This window comes from Pseudonocardia ailaonensis, from assembly GCF_039531635.1.
In the GTDB taxonomy this organism is placed as follows: Bacteria; Actinomycetota; Actinomycetes; order Mycobacteriales; family Pseudonocardiaceae; genus Pseudonocardia; species Pseudonocardia ailaonensis.
In genome coordinates, this window is the sequence record NZ_BAAAQK010000007.1 from 55,467 (window position 1) to 72,250 (window position 16,784).

The 16,784-nt window shown below is 74.1% G+C and carries 16 protein-coding genes; 7 read left to right on the forward strand and 9 right to left on the reverse strand.

All coding sequences use genetic code 11. The annotated features are described in order from the left end of the window. Positions 1 to 41: 41 nt before the first annotated feature. The gene (locus ABD324_RS14950) at positions 42 to 857 is read right to left on the reverse strand and encodes a helix-turn-helix domain-containing protein (RefSeq protein WP_344416864.1); all 816 of its coding nucleotides are present in this window, start codon (positions 855 to 857) and stop codon (positions 42 to 44) included. A gap of 35 nt (positions 858 to 892) precedes the next feature. On the opposite strand from ABD324_RS14950, the gene ABD324_RS14955 reads away from it, so the two are divergent. The 3 genes from ABD324_RS14955 to ABD324_RS14965 all read left to right on the forward strand — a co-directional run bounded on the left by ABD324_RS14955 (position 893) and on the right by ABD324_RS14965 (position 3,452). Continuing rightward, positions 893 to 1,084 (forward strand): hotdog domain-containing protein, encoded by a 192-nt coding sequence (locus ABD324_RS14955; protein ID WP_344416866.1) that lies wholly within the window; start codon positions 893 to 895, stop codon positions 1,082 to 1,084. Positions 1,085 to 1,198: 114 nt separating this feature from the next. Next, on the forward strand, positions 1,199 to 2,059 hold the full coding sequence (locus tag ABD324_RS14960; RefSeq protein WP_344416868.1) for an LLM class F420-dependent oxidoreductase: 861 nt from the start codon (positions 1,199 to 1,201) through the stop codon (positions 2,057 to 2,059). Between the two features lie 34 nt (positions 2,060 to 2,093). Further along, positions 2,094 to 3,452 (forward strand): phenylacetate--CoA ligase family protein, encoded by a 1,359-nt coding sequence (locus ABD324_RS14965; protein ID WP_344416870.1) that lies wholly within the window; start codon positions 2,094 to 2,096, stop codon positions 3,450 to 3,452. Between the two features lie 40 nt (positions 3,453 to 3,492). Here ABD324_RS14965 and ABD324_RS14970 read toward each other — a convergent pair whose 3' ends face one another. Next, entirely contained in the window at positions 3,493 to 4,476 is a 984-nt protein-coding gene (locus ABD324_RS14970) for an LLM class flavin-dependent oxidoreductase (protein ID WP_344416872.1), read from the reverse strand. A gap of 418 nt (positions 4,477 to 4,894) precedes the next feature. Between ABD324_RS14970 and ABD324_RS14975 the strand changes: the two genes are divergently transcribed. Then, positions 4,895 to 6,748 carry an FAD/NAD(P)-binding protein gene (locus ABD324_RS14975; protein ID WP_344416875.1) on the forward strand — a complete coding sequence of 618 codons (1,854 nt, stop codon included), beginning with the start codon at positions 4,895 to 4,897 and terminating at the stop codon, positions 6,746 to 6,748. A gap of 411 nt (positions 6,749 to 7,159) precedes the next feature. Here ABD324_RS14975 and ABD324_RS14980 read toward each other — a convergent pair whose 3' ends face one another. The 7 genes from ABD324_RS14980 to ABD324_RS37275 all read right to left on the reverse strand — a co-directional run bounded on the left by ABD324_RS14980 (position 7,160) and on the right by ABD324_RS37275 (position 12,942). Further along, positions 7,160 to 7,852, reverse strand: a complete 693-nt coding sequence (locus ABD324_RS14980) for a sirohydrochlorin chelatase (protein WP_344416877.1) — start codon at positions 7,850 to 7,852, stop codon at positions 7,160 to 7,162. Between the two features lie 179 nt (positions 7,853 to 8,031). Beyond that, positions 8,032 to 9,333, reverse strand: a complete 1,302-nt coding sequence (locus ABD324_RS14985; protein ID WP_344416879.1) for a sulfate adenylyltransferase subunit 1 — start codon at positions 9,331 to 9,333, stop codon at positions 8,032 to 8,034. Continuing rightward, a complete protein-coding gene (gene cysD / locus ABD324_RS14990; protein ID WP_344416881.1) occupies positions 9,333 to 10,232 on the reverse strand; it encodes a sulfate adenylyltransferase subunit CysD in 900 nt (299 codons plus the stop codon). Before cysD ends, ABD324_RS14985 begins: the two co-directional genes overlap by 1 nt. Then, positions 10,229 to 10,912 (reverse strand): phosphoadenylyl-sulfate reductase, encoded by a 684-nt coding sequence (locus ABD324_RS14995; RefSeq protein WP_344416883.1) that lies wholly within the window; start codon positions 10,910 to 10,912, stop codon positions 10,229 to 10,231. The genes cysD and ABD324_RS14995 overlap by 4 nt, the downstream gene beginning before the upstream one ends. Next, the gene (locus ABD324_RS15000; RefSeq protein WP_344416885.1) at positions 10,909 to 11,076 is read right to left on the reverse strand and encodes an Insertion element protein; all 168 of its coding nucleotides are present in this window, start codon (positions 11,074 to 11,076) and stop codon (positions 10,909 to 10,911) included. Before ABD324_RS15000 ends, ABD324_RS14995 begins: the two co-directional genes overlap by 4 nt. After that, entirely contained in the window at positions 11,073 to 12,749 is a 1,677-nt protein-coding gene (locus ABD324_RS15005) for a nitrite/sulfite reductase (protein WP_425565855.1), read from the reverse strand. Before ABD324_RS15005 ends, ABD324_RS15000 begins: the two co-directional genes overlap by 4 nt. 112 nt (positions 12,750 to 12,861) lie before the next feature. After that, a complete protein-coding gene (locus tag ABD324_RS37275) occupies positions 12,862 to 12,942 on the reverse strand; it encodes a putative leader peptide (protein WP_425565859.1) in 81 nt (26 codons plus the stop codon). A 160-nt stretch (positions 12,943 to 13,102) separates the two neighbouring features. Here ABD324_RS37275 and ABD324_RS15010 point away from each other — a divergent pair, with 160 nt between their 5' ends. The 3 genes from ABD324_RS15010 (at position 13,103) to hemW (ending at position 16,582) form a co-directional block, all read left to right on the forward strand. After that, positions 13,103 to 14,185, forward strand: coding sequence for a hypothetical protein (locus ABD324_RS15010; RefSeq protein ID WP_344416889.1), 1,083 nt, complete (start codon positions 13,103 to 13,105; stop codon positions 14,183 to 14,185). 163 nt (positions 14,186 to 14,348) lie between these two features. Further along, the gene (locus ABD324_RS15015; RefSeq protein WP_344416891.1) at positions 14,349 to 15,440 is read left to right on the forward strand and encodes a hypothetical protein; all 1,092 of its coding nucleotides are present in this window, start codon (positions 14,349 to 14,351) and stop codon (positions 15,438 to 15,440) included. Continuing rightward, complete coding sequence (hemW, locus tag ABD324_RS15020) at positions 15,437 to 16,582, forward strand: radical SAM family heme chaperone HemW (protein WP_344416894.1); 1,146 nt, start codon at positions 15,437 to 15,439, stop codon at positions 16,580 to 16,582. Before ABD324_RS15015 ends, hemW begins: the two co-directional genes overlap by 4 nt. Positions 16,583 to 16,784: the final 202 nt, after the last annotated feature.

The following is a 16,784-nucleotide window of genomic DNA, read 5'->3' on the forward strand; positions in this document are numbered from 1 at the left end:
TGCCCGTGAGTGGCGATGGTCGCCATGGCGACCATCGCCACTCACGAGGGCGTGGCTCCGCCGAACCGGCGGGTCAGGTACCCGGAGGTCGTGGTGTCGGCGGGGAAGAAGGACTCCACGGCCACCTCCTCCAGGGTGATGTCGAGGGGGGCGCCCAGCACCGCGACCGTCGAGAAGAAGGTCAGGGGGCCGTCCGGGTGGCCGGGATGACGGAGCCGCAGCGGCAGGACGACCGTGTTGCGCGGGTGGGCGTGCGGGTCCAGGCCGAGGGTGCGGCAGTAGCCCGTGAGCTCGTCGAGCAGGGCGCCGAGGGCGGGATCGGCGGCCCGCTCCGCCTGCCGGCGTACCCGCGAGACCAGGTGGGCGGCGTACTCGTCGAGGCCGTCGACGTACCGCGCGAGCCCCCGCGGGTGCAGCGAGAGCCGCAGGACGTTGGCGGGCGGGGCGAGCAGGCCCGGGTCCACGAGCTCGACGAACACCGAGGCGGCCCGGTTGGCGTCGATCATGTCCCACTGCCCGTCGACCAGGACGGCCGGGAACGGGTCGTGCGCCGCGAGCAGCCGGTTCAGCGACGCGTGGACCTCCGCCATCTCCGACGACGCCAGCGAGTGCTGCGTGTAGGCCGGCGCGAAACCGGCCGCGACCAGCAGCTCGTTGCGCGTGCGCAGCGGCACGTCGAGCTGCTCGGCCAGGTGCAGGACCATGTCCCGGCTCGGCCTCGAGCGGCCGGTCTCGAGGAAGGACAGGTGCCGCGCCGAGACCTCGGCCGCCAACCCCAGGTCGAGCTGCGTGAGCCGGCGGCGCTGCCGCCACTCCCGCAGCAGCCCGCCGAACCCCGTCTCGAGTGCCATCGTCATGGCGGCGACGCTACGGCCGCGGGGTACGCGCCGCGATGACCTCGTGGGTAATGGCGCGGGCGCACGGATCGGGCCAGGGTCGGCTCACGTCGTCGTCGACCACCTTCCTGCGGCCGGTCACCGAGGGCGGGATCGAGGCCGCGGCCACCGTGCTGCACGCGGGCCGGACCTCGATCGTCGGGTCGCGGACGTCCGGGACGACCGGGGTCGCCCGACCGCGCGGGTGACCCGGTCCCAGGCCGTGCTCTGACGCTCCGGGCCCGGGCGAAGCGCGGGCGGGCGGAGTCGCGGGAAGAGGACTAACCTCGTAAACGGAGGACCATCCACCTACGAGGAGAAGCGTGAAACTCGGCCTGCACATCGCGGACTTCACCTACCCGAACGGCCCCACCGGCCTCGCGGACGACCTCACCCGGATCGCCGTCGCGGCGGAGGAGGCCGGTCTGTCCCGGATCAGCGTGATGGACCACGTGTTCCAGATCGGGCCGGTCGGCCCCATCGAGAACGACATGCTCGAGGCCTACACGACCCTGGGCTACCTGGCGGCGCGCACGGAGCGCGTCGAGCTCCTGGCCTGGGTCACGGCCGTCAGCTACCGCGATCCCGGCCTGCTGGCCAAGATCGTGACGACCCTGGACGTGCTGTCCAAGGGCCGCGCCATGCTCGGCATCGGCGCGGCGTGGAACGAGGAGGAGTCCCGCGGTCTGGGGCTGTTCTTCCCGTCGACCAAGGAGCGCTTCGAGCGCCTCGAGGAGACGCTGCAGATCTGCCTGCAGATGTGGGGCGACGACGAGGGCGCCTACGAGGGCACGCACTACACGTTGGCGCGCACCATGAACTCGCCCCAGTCGCTGCGCCGCCCGCACCCGCCGATCCTGATCGGCGGCGCGGGGGAGAAGAAGACGCTGCGGATGGTCGCCCAGTACGCGGACGCCTGCAACCTCTTCGACGGCCCCGAGCTGTCGCACAAGCTCGACGTGCTGCGCCAGCACTGCGACGACCTCGGCCGGGACTACGACACGATCGAGAAGACGGTCATGGGCCCGGCCTACGCGAGCGAGCCGAAGGAGCTCGTCGCGCACCTGGAGGAGCTCGGCAAGCTCGGCATCCAGCAGTTCCACGGCCTGATGCCGGACGTGTCGGAGATCGAGCCGATCCGCCGGCTCGGTGCCGAGGTGGTGCCGGCGGTCGCGGAGTTCTAGCCGGACCGTCCCGGGGTGGGCCACACTCCTGCCTGTGGCCCACCCCGGACATGCCGCGTACGAGCGGCTCCGCGCCGCCCACCTGGCCGCGGTCCGCGGCGCGCTCGACGACCACGTCGCACGCCTCGACTGGTCCGCGGAGCGGATCGAGAGCCACCGCACCGAACGGCTGCGGGCACTGCTCGGATGGGCACGCGAGCGCTCGCCCTTCCACGCCGCCCGGATGGGCGGTCTCGACCCGGCGACGGCGACGGTCGCCGATCTGGCCGCGCTGCCACCCATGCTCAAGGGTGAGGCGCAGCAGGAGTGGGACGCGATCGTCACCGTCCCGGGCGTGGACCGGGCCGCCGCAGAGCGGGTGCTCGCCACGCAGGAGTGGTTCGGCTACACGCCGGATGCCTTGCAGGTCTTCAGCTCCGGTGGCTCCAGCGGGGTGCGCGGGGTGTACGTGTGGGGCTGGGAACAGTTCGTGACGCTCGCGTGCCTGGCGTGGCGGTGGCAGCGGCGGGCCGATCCGGCCGGACCGGAACGGCTCGCGGTCCTGTCCGCGGGCGGGCCGCCGCACGCCAGCACCCCGTTGTTCGACGTGCCGGCCTCGGCCTCGGCGAGCACCGTCGTCATCCCGGCGGCGGCCCCGTTCGACGAGGTGCTCGCCGCCGCGCGGGTGGCCCGGCCCGCCGCCCTCGTCGGGTACGCGTCGGTGATCGGCCGGCTGGCCCGCGCCACGCTCGCCGGGGACCTCGACATCCGGCCGGCACGCGTGAGCACCAACTCCGAGCCGCTGACCGAGGAGGACCGCGAGGCGATCGAGAACGCCTGGGGCGCACCGGTGCACAACCTCTGGGGCTCCACGGAGATCGGCGTGCAGGCGGTCGGCTGCGGGATCGGTGAGGGGCTGCACGTGTGCGCGGACGAGGTGATCCTCGAACGCGTCGACGCCGTGGGCCGCCCGGTCGGCCCGGACGAGCCCGCGGTGCGCACGCTCGCCACGGGCCTCGCGGGCTATGCGTTCCCCTTCCTGCGCTACGACCTCGGCGACGATGTCACCCCGCTGCCCGGGCCGTGCCCCTGCGGGAGCGCGATGCCCCGGATCGCCGCGGTCGCGGGCCGGCGCGACGACGACTTCCGCTACGGCGCCCTCGTCGTGCCCGCCAGCGCGTTCCGGCTGGTCCTGGGCGTGGACCCGCGGATATCGGAGTACCAGGTGCACCAGACGCGCGCGGGCGCGGAGGTGCTGGTGGTCGGCTCCCCGGATCCCGCCGCGGTCCGCGCCGCCCTGATCACGGAGCTGGCGCGCTTCGGTTTCCCCGGCGCCGTGGTCGACGTCCGCCTCGTCGACCGGATCCCGCGCAACGCCGCGTCGGGGAAGCTGGCCCGTTTCCTGCCCCTGTGAGTGGCGATAGTCGCTCTGGCGACTATCGCCACTCACGGGGTCAGGCGGCTGCGGCGTCCCGGCGGGCCACCTCCTGGCGGACCAGCGGGATCACCTGGTCGCCGAACTCCCGGGCCGTCTCCAGGAGGTCGTAGCCGCGGGCGGAGAGGATCCGGACGCCGAGGTCGTAGTAGTCCATCAGTGCGGCGGCGACCGTCTCGGGGGTGCCCACCAGCGCCGTCGAGTTGCCCGCGCCGCCGGTCGCCGCTGCCGTGACGGTCCACAGTGCACGGTCGTGGCGCTCGCCCTCGATCGCGAGAAGTCGTTGCGAGCCCGCGTTCTCGGGCCCCGTGAGGCTGTGGCGGCGGGTGAGCTGCTGCCCGCCTGCGGTGCGCGCCCGGATCTGCGCCACCGTGGCGTGGGCCTTCTCCCAGGCCTCCTCCTCGGTGCGGCCGAGGATCGGGCGGAAGGCGACCTGGAACGTCGGCGCGTCCCGGCCGGCCTCCTCGGCGATCCGGGTGATCGTCTGGATCTGCTCGGCGGTGCCGGCGAGCGGCTCGCCCCACAGCGCGTAGATGTCCGCCTCCTCGGCGCCGACCTTGTAGGCGGCCGGCGAGGAGCCGCCGAACGAGATCTTCGGGCGCGGCTTCTGGGCGGGCTCCACGTCGAGCACGAAGTCGGTGAAGTCGTAGTGCTCGCCGTGGAAGTCCCACGGTTCGGACTCGGTCCACGCCCGCTTGAGGATCTGCACCGCTTCGCGGGTGCGGTCGTAGCGGCGGTCCTTGGGCAGGGTGTCGCCCTCGCGCTGCTGCTCGTGGTCGTTGCCGCCGGTGATGACGTGCAGGGTCAGCCGGCCGCCGGACATCGCGTCGAGCGTCGCCACGGTCTTGGCCGTGAAGGTCGGGTACGAGACGTTCGGGCGGTGCGCGAGCAGCAGCTGCAGCCGCTCGGTGGTCGGCGATGTAGGCCGCGGCCTGCCCGGGATCGGGGCTGCCGGAGGAGTAGGCGGTGAGGACGCGGTCCCAGCCGTGCTCCTCGTGAGCACGGGCCAGGGCGAGCGTGTACCGGGGATCGAAGGCGGGGCCGGAGCGGGGACGGGTCTCGGTCCCGTCGTTGGTCGCTCCGATGCCGAGGAACTCGATGGGCATGGGTGTCCTGTCGTCGTGGGGATCGGTGACGGCAGGGCGAACTAGAGGGCCGACGCGGTGCGGCCCAGGTCGATGTGCCGGCGGGAGACCAGCGGCGTCATGGCTCCACGACAGCACGCCGCGGCGCCCGGCGCAACGATCCGCGTGACCGGGGCCGCAACGGGAATGCGGCCAGGGGTGCCCGGCGCTACTGTCGAACGATGGACAAGGCACGTTCGACCTGGCCGGCGCTGCGCCGCCACGTCGACCTGTGCCGGTGTGCCGCCGCGCTCTGACCGCACCTCTCCCGTCGCCATCCCCGGAGAGAGGACCCTCATGCCCACCATCGCGATCGTCGGCGCCGGACCGCGCGGCGTCGGGATCCTGGAACGGATCGCCGCCAGCGCGCCCGAGCTCGCCACCGGCGACCTCGACGTGCACCTGATCGACCCGTACCCCGCGGGGGCCGGGCGGATCTGGCGGGACGCGCAGCCCGGGCTGCTCGCGATGAACTCCATGGCCGCGGACGTCACGATGTTCACGGACGACTCGGTGGTCTGCGCCGGCCCGATCGTGCCGGGCCCGACCTTCTTCGATTGGTCCCGGACGGCGGACACCACCGGCTGGCCCGCGGAGCTCGCGGCCGAGCTGGGCGCGGTCACGGCGTCGACCTTCCCGAGCCGGCGCCTGCAGAGCCGCTACCTGGGTGCGGTGCTGGACTCCGTGGTCGCCGGCCTGCCGTCGTCCGTGCGGGTGCACGTCCACGCCGCCCGGGCCGTCGGGCTCGCCGAGCGGGGCGGCCGGCAGGTCGTCTCGATCGAGGATGAGCCGCCGGTGGTGGCGGACGCGGTGGTGCTCGCGTCGGGCCACCTGGACGCCACGCCGGCGCCCGATGAGCAGACGCTGCTGGAGGACGCGCAGGCCCGTGGCCTGCGGTATCTGCCGCCGGAGCAGACCGCGGACAGCGACCTCTCCGTGATCGAACCGGGGGAGACGGTGATCGCGCGCGGGCTCGGGCTGGCCTTCGTCGATCTCGTGGTGCTGCTGTTCGAGGGTCGCGGCGGGCGGTTCTCCGGCGGTCGCTACATCCCCTCCGGACGGGAACCGCGGCTGGTCGCGGGCTCCCCGCGCGGGGCGCCCTACCACTCGAAGACGCACTACCAGCTCCTCGGCGGCCGCCCGCCCGTGCCGCGCTTCTTCGTCCCCGAGGTCACCGACGCCCTGCCGCAGCCGCTCGACCTGCACCGCGACCTCTGGCCGTTGATCGCCAAGGAGATCGCGTTCGGCTGGTACCACGAGCTGTTCCTGGGGCATCCGTCGCTGGTCACGCGGTCGTGGTCCGCGTTCCTCGCGGACTTCGCCCCGCTGGACTGGGGCACCGCACCGATGGCGGAGCTCCTGGCCGCGGCGGTGCCGGATCCCGTGGACCGCATCGACTTCGACGCCCTCGACCGGCCCTTCGCCGGGCTCACCGCGGACTCGCTCGAGGAGCTGCAGCCGCTCGTCCGGGAGCGGATCGCGGAGGACCTGCGCCAGCACGTCGACGAGCGACACACCCCGCACCTGGGCGCCTTCGTCGCGATGCTCGGGGTCTACGGCGAGCTCATGCGGCTGCACCCGGCGCTCTCGCCCGAGTCGCGGGCCCGGGACCTGGGCTGGTGGCAGGGCTTCTTCAACGGCGTCGCGAGCGGGCCGCCCGGCTTCCGGGTGCGCCAGCTCCTGGCGCTGTCCGAGGCGGGGTACGTGCAGTTCCTGGGCCCGGGGATGTGGGTGGACCTCGACGGATCCGTCTTCCGGGCCGGCAGTACGGCGCTGGCCGGTGCCCCGCCGGTGGAGTCCACGATCCTGGTCGACGCCCGCCTCCCGGACCCCAGCCTCGACCGCACCGCCGATCCGCTCCTCGCGAGCCTGTACGCCACGGGCGAGGTGAGCGAGCAGATCATCACCGCGGCCGACGGCACCGAGCTCCGCCGCACCGGCCTGATCCAGGTCCGCCCGTCGGACGGCGCGATCATCGACGCGGCGGGCGAGGCCCACCCCCACCGCTTCGCCGTCGGCCCCCACACCATGGTCAAGGTCGCCGGCGCCTTCACCAGACCCGGCATGAACGCCCAGAGCCTCCGCTACAACGACGCCGTCGCCCGCGCCGTCCTGCAGTCTGTGGCCGCGGAATCCGAAGCCGCGGCCTGACCCACCGCGAGTCGGCCCCCGACACCCCCGCGAGCCGGCACGCGAGCGCCCCTCCCCAACCCGCGAGTCGGCACTTCCGGGAGGCCGAAACACACGCTGACGACGCGAGCAGGTCTTGTGCTCGCCGGTCGAATCCGGCCGCGGCGCGGCCAGGGACCGGAGCGACCGGAACGAGGCGGAGCGACAGGCGCCCGGGTCGTCCGCCGCACACCACGAGTGGGGAGTGGGGGCGAGCCTGCCCGGCTCGTAGCGGTCGGGCGGTCGGGCGGTCGCGGCCGGGCGGACGGGTCGACAGGTCGACGGTCGACGGTCGACGGACGTGCGCGATTCGGGCGATCGGCCCGCAGATGGCGCGCTCCGTTCGCGTGCCGACTCGCGTGCGGCGGGAGCCGGGGAAGCGCAGCCCGCGGGTCAGGCTGCGCGGAGGAGGTGGCTGGTCAGCGCCCTCCGGTACCGGGTGATCACGAGATCGGCGATCGCCGGATGGGCTCCGAGCGCCTCCGCGACCGGGGCGCCGGCCTGCTCGTGGACCCGGTCCAGGAGGCGGCCCGGGGCGAGGAACCACGAGGCGACGGCGATCCGCTCGGCGCCCTGCGCCCGCAGCCGCGCGACCGCGTGCCCGATCCCGGGGGTGGCCGTCGCGAAACCGGCGAGGGTGCCCGGCCAGCGCGCGGCCAGCCGGTGGACGACCTCGTTCGCCGCCGCGTGCGTGGACCCGGTCGCGGCGAGGACGATGCCCAGCCCCGGGTCGCCGGGGGTGAGACCCAGCTCGCCGAGCCGTTCGGCGGCGACGTCGAGCAGCGCCGGGTCGGGGCCGAGGACGTCGGCCACCGGGACGTCCGGCCTGGTCGCGGCCACGATCGCCGGGATGTCGACGCGGGCGTGGTACGCCGAGCCGAGCAGCAGCGGGACGACCACCGCCGGGCGGTCGCCGAGGCCGGCGAGCACGTCCGTGAGGCCCGGGTGGTCGAAGTCGAGGAAGGCGGGCCGGACGTCGGTGCCCGGTGCGCGCTCGCGGACGAGGTCGACGAGCGCCCGGACCGTCGTCGACGAGCGGGGATCGCGGCTGCCGTGGGCGACCGCGACCAGGACGGGGGCGGTCACGGCCGGGGGCCCGTCGTCAGAATGTGCGTCGTGGCCCGGCCGACGGCGGGCTCCGCCCGCGTGGCTACTCGGTGGGCGTGGGAGACGCGCTCGCGTCGTGAGCGTGTGTTCCGGCCTCCCGGAAGTGCCGACTCGCGGGTTGGGGGAGAGGGCGCTCGCGGGTCGTGGGGGCGCACGGCTCAGGCGGTGGTGAGGGAGAGGGGGGTGCCGACGAGGCCCGCGGCGAGGGTGTTGCCGGTGGGCGGGTCGATCAGCAGGAAGCTGCCCGTGGCGCGGATGTCGGCGTACTCGTCGACCGGCAGCGGGTCCGCGGTGCGGATCGTGACCCGGCCGATGTCGTTGAGCGACAAGGTCTCCGCGTCCACCTCGGTGAGGGTGTCCGTGTCGATCCGGCAGTCCGGGGCGCCGACGATGGCCTGCGTCGTGCGGGTGCCGTGCTTGAGCAGCAGCCGGGCGTTGGGGCGCAGCGGCTTGTCGCCCAGCCAGCACAGCGTCGCGTCGATCTCCGAGGTGACGGTCGGCTGCGCGTCCGCCGCGACGAGCATGTCGCCGCGCGAGAGGTCGATGTCGTCCGCGAGGCGGATCGTCACCGAGAGCCCGGCCGCGGCCGACTCGAGGGGGCCGTCGGCGGTGTCGACGTGGGTGACCGTGGTGGTGCGGCCCTCCGGGAGGACGACCACCTGGTCGCCGGGGCGGACGACGCCCGACGCGACCTGGCCCGCGTAACCGCGGTAGTCGTGCAGCTCGCCCCAGCGCGACGCGTCCGCATCGGCGCTGCTCCGCGGCCGGATGACGTACTGCACCGGCATCCGGAAGGGCGCGGTCACCTCCGGCACCACCACGGGGACGGACTCGAGGTGGCCGAGCAGGGTCGGGCCGTCGTACCAGGGGGTGCGGGCCGAGCGCTCGACGACGTTGTCCCCGACCAGCGCCGAGAGCGGGATCGTCTGCACGGCGTCCTCGGGGAAGCCGAGGGACTTCGCGAGCCCGGTGAACTCCTTCTCGATCGCGCGCAGCAGGCCCTCGTCGTACTCGACGAGGTCGATCTTGTTGATCGCCAGGACGAGGCGCGGGACCTTCAGCAGCGCGAGGACGGTCGCGTGCCGGCGGGTCTGCTCGACGATGCCGTTCCGCGCGTCGACCAGCAGGACGGCGAGCTCGGCGGTCGACGCGCCCGTCACCGTGTTGCGGGTGTACTGGACGTGCCCGGGGGTGTCGGCCAGGACGAACTCGCGCGTGGGCGTGCCGAAGTAGCGGTACGCCACGTCGATCGTGATGCCCTGCTCGCGCTCGGCGCGCAGGCCGTCGACCAGCAGCGACAGGTCCGGAGTGGACAGTCCCTTGTCGACGGACGCGCGCTGCACGGCCTCGATCTGGTCCGCCAGCACGGACTTCGTGTCGTAGAGCAGCCGCCCGACCAGCGTGGACTTGCCGTCGTCGACGGAGCCGGCCGTCGCGAAGCGCAGAAGATCCCTAGGCATTAGAAGTATCCCTCGCGCTTGCGGTCTTCCATGGCCGCCTCGGAGAGGCGGTCGTCGGCGCGGGTGGCGCCGCGCTCGGTCAGCCGGGAGGCCGTGACCTCGGCGATGATCTCGTCCAGCGTGGTCGCCGTGGACTCCACCGCGCCGGTGCAGGACCCGTCGCCGACGGTGCGGTAGCGGACGGACCGGTCCTCCAGCGTCTCGCCGGCTCCGGCGCCGAACCACGGGCCCTCGGTGAGCCACATGCCGTCCCGCTTGAACACCTCGCGCCGGTGCGCGTAGTAGATGGTCGGCAGCTCGATGTTCTCGCGCTGGATGTAGCGCCACACGTCGAGCTCGGTCCAGTTGGAGATGGGGAACACGCGGACGTGCTCGCCCGGCGCGTGCCGCCCGTTGTAGAGGTTCCACAGCTCGGGGCGCTGCTTGCGCGGGTCCCAGCGACCGAACGCGTCCCGGAGCGACATGATCCGCTCCTTGGCGCGCGCCCGCTCCTCGTCCCGGCGCCCGCCGCCGAACACGGCGTCGAACTTGTTGTCGACGATCGCGTCGAGCAGCGGCTGGGTCTGCAGCGGGTTGCGGGTGAGGTCCGCGCGCTCGAGCAGCCGGCCGTCGTCGATGTAGTCCTGGACCTTCGCCACCTCGAGCCGCAGGCCGAAGCGCTCGACGACGGCGTCCCGGAAGTCGATGACCTCGTCGAAGTTGTGCCCGGTGTCCACGTGCAGCAGCGGGAACGGCACCGGCGCGGGCGCGAACGCCTTGACGGCCAGGTGCACCAGCAGCGTGGAGTCCTTGCCGCCGGAGAAGAGGATCACCGGGCGGTCGAACTCGCCGGCGACCTCGCGGAAGATGTGGATGGACTCGGACTCGAGCGCGTCGAGGGCGTCCAGAGCAGTGGTCATGAGACGTGCAGCCCGCATTCGATCTTCGACGTGCCCGCCCAGCGGCCGCTGCGCGGGTCCGCCCCGGGGAGGGGCTTGGCGGTGCAGGGCGCGCAGCCGATGCTCGGGTACCCGGCGTCGACCAGCGGGTTCACCAGGATCTGGTGCTCGGTGATGTACTGCGCCATCTCCTCGTCGCTCCAGGCGGCGATCGGGTTGATCTTCACCAGGTCGAACTTCTCGTCGTAGGTGACGAGCGGGGTGTTCGCGCGGGTGGGGGCCTCGACGCGGCGGACACCGGTGACCCAGGCGTCGTACTTCGCGAGGGTGTCCGTGAGCGGGGCGACCTTGCGCAGCGCGCAACAGCGGTTGGGGTCCGTCGCGAAGAGGTCCTTGCCCTCGCTCGCGTCCTGCTCGGCGACGGTCTGCGCGGGCAGCGCGTTGACCATCGTGACGTCGTAGACCTGCTCGACGGCGTCGCGGGTCCCGATCGTCTCGGCGAAGTGGTAGCCGGTCTCCAGGAACAGGATCTCGATGCCGGGCCGGGCCTTGGCGGCCAGGTCGACCAGCACGGCGTCCTGCATGTTGGAGGCGACGATCAGCTTGTCGAAGGTCGCGTCCGCCCAGGCGAGGACCGCCTCGGCGCTCGCGTCGGGCCCGAGCTCCTCGGTCCCCTGTGCGGCGAGCTCACGAAGGCTCACGATGCTCCTTCCGGTACCCCGATACCGACGAACGTGACGACGAAGGTGCGCAGGCACGAGGCGCACCACCAGGCGGCGCCGGGGACCTTCTCCGAACGCTCGGCGGGGGAGATCTCCTCCTCGCCGCAGTACGGGCAGTGGTACGGCACGACGCGGGAAGTCATTTGAGGTCCGCCTCCTCGGCGCGGAGCACCCACTGCGCGAACCGCTCGCCCTGCTCGCGCTGCGCGACGTACTTCCGCACCACCCGCTCGACGTACTCGCCGAGCTCGGCGCTGGTGACCTTGAGGCCGCGCAGCTTGCGGCCGAAGCCGGCGTCGAGACCCAGGCCGCCGCCCAGGTGCACCTGGAAGCCCTCGACCGACTTCTTGTCGGCGTCCTGGACGATCATGCCCTTGAGCCCGATATCCGCGACCTGGGTGCGGGCGCAGGAGTTCGGGCAGCCGTTGAGGTGGATCGAGACGGGCGTGTCGATGTCGCCCTGGATGTCCGCGAGGCGTTCCTCCAGGTCCGTGACCAGGCGGATCGCCCGCTCCTTGGTCTCGACGATGGCCAGCTTGCAGAACTCGATGCCGGTGCACGCCATGGTCGCGCGCCGCCACGGCGACGGGTTCGCCTGCAGGCCCAGCCCCTCGGCCTCGCTCGTGAGCGCCTCCACGGCCGCGTCCGGCACGTCGAGGACGACGACCTTCTGCTGCGCGGTGAGCCGGACCCGGCGGGACCCCGCGGACTCGGCGGCCTTCGCCAGCCCGACCAGGATGTCCCCGGACACGCGGCCGGACGCCGGGGCCAGGCCGATGTAGTTCAGCCCGTCCTTCTGCTTGTGCACGCCCACGTGGTCGATCGGGCGCTCGGGCGTGACCGGGGCGGGGCCGTCGACCAGGGGGCGGCCGAGGTACTCGGTCTCCAGGACGCGGCGGAACTCCTCGGCGCCCCAGTCCGAGATCAGGAACTTGATGCGCGCGCGATGGCGCAGCCGGCGGTAGCCGTAGTCCCGGAACAGACCGCAGACGCCGGCCCACACGTCCGGGATCTCGTCGAGCGGCACCCAGGCACCCAGCCGCGTCGCGATCTTGGGGTTGGTGGACAGGCCGCCGCCGACCCAGAGGTCGAAGCCGGGACCGTGCTCGGGGTGCTCGACGCCGACGAACGAGATGTCGTTGATCTCGTGCGCGACGTCCTGCTCCCAGGAGATCGCCGTCTTGAACTTGCGCGGGAGGTTCGAGAACTCCCTGTTGCCGACGTAGCGGTCCAGGATCGTGCGGATCGCCGGCTCGGGGTCGATCGGGTGGTCGGCGGAGATGCCCGCGACGGGGGAGCCCAGGATGACGCGCGGGGTGTCGCCGCACGCCTCGGTCGTGAGCAGGCCGACGCCCTCGAGCCGCTCCCAGATCGCCGGCATGCTCTCGACCTCGATCCAGTGGTACTGGATGTTCTGCCGGTCGGTGATGTCCGCGGTGTTCCGCGCGTACTGCTGGGAGAGCTCACCGAGGACGCGCAGCTGCTCGGTGGTGAGCGCGCCGCCGTCGCTGCGGACGCGGAGCATGAAGTAGCGGTCGTCGAGCTCCTCGGGCTCGAGGGTGGCCGTGCGGCCGCCGTCGATCCCGGGCTTGCGCTGGGTGTAGAGGCCCCACCAGCGGAACCGCCCGCGCAGGTCGCCCGGGTCGATCGAGTCGAAACCACGCTTGGCGTAGATGTTCTCGATGCGCGCGCGGACGTTGAGCCCGTCGTCGTCGCGCTTGGTGCGCTCGTTCGGGGTCAGCGGCTCGCGGTGGCCGAGCTTCCACTGGCCTTCGCCGCGCTTGCGCTTCTTTTCCGGCGCTGCTGCGGTCGGCACGGAGGGGGGCATGGTGGTGGGAGCTCCCGGGCTCTACTGAGGGGGACGGCGCGGGGCGCGACCGTTCGGTGGGTCGGGTCCGGCCTGGGGTCGGGCGGTGGGCGCGACGGCGCTAGGCCCGACAGAGCGCGCTGTTCACCCGGTGCAGGTCCACATGGCGACGTGCCACGAGACGCAGGGTGAGCGCATGCATGTCCCCCAGGGTGCCATGGTGTCCGGACGTAAGCCACCGGATGCCCGCATGCTGGGAGGCGACTCACAGAGATCGTGACGGCCACGGGTCGCGTGGGCGAGGGTGGGTGGGCAGGATCGGGCGCTCGGGACCCGGTCACCACCGACGGAAGGAACGGGCGATGCCGCGGCACGGGCAGGGGCGCGGGCGGATCTCCGCCGCGGAGCTGCTGCGCCGGGAACGGCCGGGCCGGCCGGGCCGGGCGGGGACGATGACGGCGCTGGCCGCGGTGGGTGTGCTGGGGGTCGGGGCGGCCGCCGCCTGGGCGGTCACGGCGAACGGCCACCAGGAGGTGGGGGTCGCGTTGCCGACCGTCCTGCCCTCGGACTCCGTGACGCCGCGCGGGACGGTCGATCCGCGGGTGGGGCCGGAGTCGTCGGTGGTGCCGGGGCCCGGGGGGTCGGTGGGCTCGTCGTCCGGCGCGGCAGGGTCCGGTGCCGGTGCCGGTGCTGGTTCGTCGGGGTCGGCGGGCGCGGGGTCGGCGGGCGCGGGGTCGGCGGGCGCGGGTTCGGGCTCCGGGGCCGGGCCGGGGTCGACCTCCGAGGCCGGATCGGGGGCCGGGACGGCGTCGGGTGGTGCCGGCGGCGGGGCCGCGGCGCCCGGGCCGTCCGGGTCTTCAGGGCCTTCGGGGCGCGGTGGGGGGCCGGCGGTGGCGTCCCCACCCGCGGCTGGCACCCGGGCTCCCGGCCCGGCGGCCCCGGCCGAGGACGGCCACGGCCTGCTGCGGGACCTGCTGCCCTTCCTCTTCCCCCGCGGCTCGGGCGCCTCGTCGACCCCGCCCGCCGCCGGCCCCTCGACCCCTGCGGCCCGGCCGTCGCCGCCGACCGCGGAGGGCTCGCCGTCCGGGTCCGGGACGAACGGCTCGGGTGCGGACGGCTCGGGTGCGATCGGCAGCGGATCGGACGGCGGCGGGTCGGACGGAGGCGCATCGCGCGGCGGCGGCTCGGACGGGTCGAGCGGCGGCTCGGGACCGGGCGGGTCCGGTGCGAAGGGCTCGGGGGCGTCCGGATCCGGGACGAACGGCGGGACCACGAGCCCCGGAGCCACCGGGTCGTCGTCCGGCTCGTCGGCAGCCGGCGCCCTGGACCGCGCCTCGAACGCCCGCTCGGTGGCCCGGGACGCCGGCGCGGCGGGCACCCGCAGCGCCGACACCGCGGGCTCCGCCGCCCGCAGCCTCGCCGAGCTCCTCCGACAGGCCCGCTGAGCCCGTCGGCAGGCCCACCGGGCCCCGCCGGGCCCCCGCCGCGGCAGGCATGCCGGGCCCCTCCGGCAGGCACGCCGAGCTCCGGCCCGGACCCGTTCGCGATGGTGAAGGGATCCGCCGGATCCGCCCCCGACGGCGCCGGTCCCCGTCGATCATCCGGGCCATGTCCTTCGTCGCCATGTCCTTCGTCTTCGTCGAGCGCCGGGGACCGGCCCGGACCCTCGCGATCCTCGGCTCGGCCGTCGTCGTCGCCGTCCTGTGCGTGCTGGTCGTGGCGCTTCCCGGCCCGCAGCGCAGCAGCGGGTTCCTCTGGGTACTGCTGGTCGTCGCGATGCTCGTGCCGGTGGCGGTGACCCTGAACCGGTTGACCGCCCGGATCCCGGTCGGACGGGTGGAGATCGATCCGGTCCGCGTGCGACTGACCTCCCGCCGAGCCCCGGCGAACCCGGTCGAGCTGCGCTGGCCCGAGCTCGCCGCCGTGCAGATCGCCGCCGGGTCCGGGCCCGGCGGGACCTCGCTGGTGGTCGTCCCCCGCGGGGCCTCGGCCGTTCCCCCGGCGGCCCTGGACGCGCTGTTCGACCGGGCCGGACACGGCTGGACGGTCCCCCTGGCGGGTGTGCCGGCCGACGCCGTCGCCGCGGCACTCGCCGCGGTCCGGATGCCCGGTCGCCCGTCGCCGGTCGCGCCACCCGGTCCTGCCGCCGCCGCGGAATGGTTCCGTGCCTCCCGGGGACGGGTGGCCGCCGCGGTCGCCGCGGTGCTGCCGCGGTTCGTGATCGTCACCGGGGCCGGCGTGGGGTTCCTCGTCTCCGCCTTCACCCAGCTCACGGGCGGGGCACGGATCGGTGCCGGCCTGGTCGGGGCGCTTCTGCTCGCCGGCGTCCCGGTCCTGGTCGGCAACCTCGTCCGGGTGTCCTACCGGGTCGCCGTCCGGATCGGGCCCGCGGGCGTGGAGATCGCCTCCGACGCCGGGACCGCTCTCGTGCCGGTCGGCGCGCTGCGCGGGGTGGGCGTCCGGACGGCGTCGAGCAGGAAGGGGACCGCGCGGTGGCCGTTGCTCGCGGGCCCACCGGCGCTCGTGCTCGACGTCGCGCCCGGAGACCCGGCCGCCGCGGATCCGGCGCTCCGCAGCGTCGCGACGGGCGACCGGATCACCGTCCCCGTTCCCGGATTCGACCTCGACGGGCTCGGCCGGGCCGTCGACGCCCTCCGGCCGCTCGTGGTCCCGCCCGCGGTCCGTACCGTGGAGGGGTGACCAGGCCGCCCTTCGGGATCTACGTGCACGTGCCCTTCTGCGCGTCCCGGTGCGGCTACTGCGACTTCAACACCTACACCGCCTCCGAGCTGGCGGGCTCCGGCTCCTCGCCGGACACCTGGCTGGAGGCTGTGCGGCGCGAGCTGGTCCGGGCGCGCGAGGTCGTGGGGGAGCGGCCGGTCGACACGGTGTTCGTCGGGGGCGGTACGCCGTCGCTGATCGGGGCGGAGCGGCTCGGCGCCGTCCTCGGGACGATCCGCGACGAGTTCGGGCTGGCCCCGGGTGCGGAGGTCACCACCGAGTCCAATCCGGAGTCGACCTCGCCGGAGTTCTTCGCCGGGCTAGTGGAAGCCGGGTACACGCGCGTCTCGCTCGGGATGCAGTCCGCCGCGCCGCACGTCCTGCGGGTCCTCGAGCGCCGGCACACCCCGGGTCGCGCGGTCGAGGCGGCGCGCGAGGCCGCGGCGGCCGGGATCGGGCACGTCAACCTCGACCTGATCTACGCGACGCCCGGCGAGACCACCGACGACCTGCGCCGCTCGGTGGAGGCGGTTCTCGAGGCGGGCGTCGACCACGTGTCGGCGTACTCGCTGATCGTCGAGGACGGCACCGCGATGGCCCGCAAGGTCGCGCGCGGCGAGCTCCCCGCCCCGGACGACGACGTCGCTGCCGAACGCTACGAGCTGATCGACGACCTGCTCACCGCGGCGGGTCTGCACTGGTACGAGGTGTCCAACTGGGCCCGCTCCGCGGAGGCGGAGTGCCGGCACAACCTGGGCTACTGGCTCGACGGTGACTGGTGGGGTATCGGCCCCGGCGCCCACTCGCACCTCGCGGGGCGGCGCTGGTGGAACGTCAAGCACCCCGCCCGGTACGCCGCGGCCGACAACCCCGAGGCGGACCACGAGATCCTCACCCCGCAGGAGCAGCACACCGAGCGCGTGATGATGCGGCTGCGGCTGGCCACCGGCCTGGACCTGGCCCTGCTCGACGACGCGGCGCGCGCCGAGGCCACCCGCGCGGTCGGGGAGGGCCTCCTGGAGCGGCACCAGGACCGGATGGTGCTGACGAGACGCGGCCGCCTCCTGGCCGACCGCGTGGTCCAGGACCTCCTCCTCGCCTCCGACCGCACGCCCGCATGACCCCTCGCACAACCGTCCGGTCCACCGCACAGCAGTTCCGGCGTGTGTGCGAGGCCCCGGAGGTGTGTGCGGCCGCCGGCGGCTGTGCGTGCGCGGGCCGGGGCCGCGGCGAGGTGTGCACCGGTACCGGTCCGAGGCTTGCCGGTCGCACACAGGTCCGGGGTGTCGCACATCAACTCCGGGTGCTGTGCGAGGTACCGGA

Bases quoted from the DNA above. Each gene is read 5' to 3' on its own strand.
- ABD324_RS14975 (WP_344416875.1), top strand. From the start codon at position 4,895: ATGCCCACCATCGCGATCGTCGGCGCCGGACCGCGCGGCGTCGGGATC.
- ABD324_RS14985 (WP_344416879.1), bottom strand. From the start codon at position 9,333: ATGCCTAGGGATCTTCTGCGCTTCGCGACGGCCGGCTCCGTCGACGAC.
- cysD (WP_344416881.1), bottom strand. From the start codon at position 10,232: ATGACCACTGCTCTGGACGCCCTCGACGCGCTCGAGTCCGAGTCCATC.
- ABD324_RS15000 (WP_344416885.1), bottom strand. From the start codon at position 11,076: ATGACTTCCCGCGTCGTGCCGTACCACTGCCCGTACTGCGGCGAGGAG.
- ABD324_RS15010 (WP_344416889.1), top strand. From the start codon at position 13,103: ATGCCGCGGCACGGGCAGGGGCGCGGGCGGATCTCCGCCGCGGAGCTG.
- ABD324_RS15015 (WP_344416891.1), top strand. From the start codon at position 14,349: ATGTCCTTCGTCGCCATGTCCTTCGTCTTCGTCGAGCGCCGGGGACCG.
- ABD324_RS14950 (WP_344416864.1), bottom strand. From the start codon at position 857: ATGACGATGGCACTCGAGACGGGGTTCGGCGGGCTGCTGCGGGAGTGG.
- ABD324_RS37275 (WP_425565859.1), bottom strand. From the start codon at position 12,942: ATGCATGCGCTCACCCTGCGTCTCGTGGCACGTCGCCATGTGGACCTG.
- ABD324_RS14955 (WP_344416866.1), top strand. From the start codon at position 893: ATGACCTCGTGGGTAATGGCGCGGGCGCACGGATCGGGCCAGGGTCGG.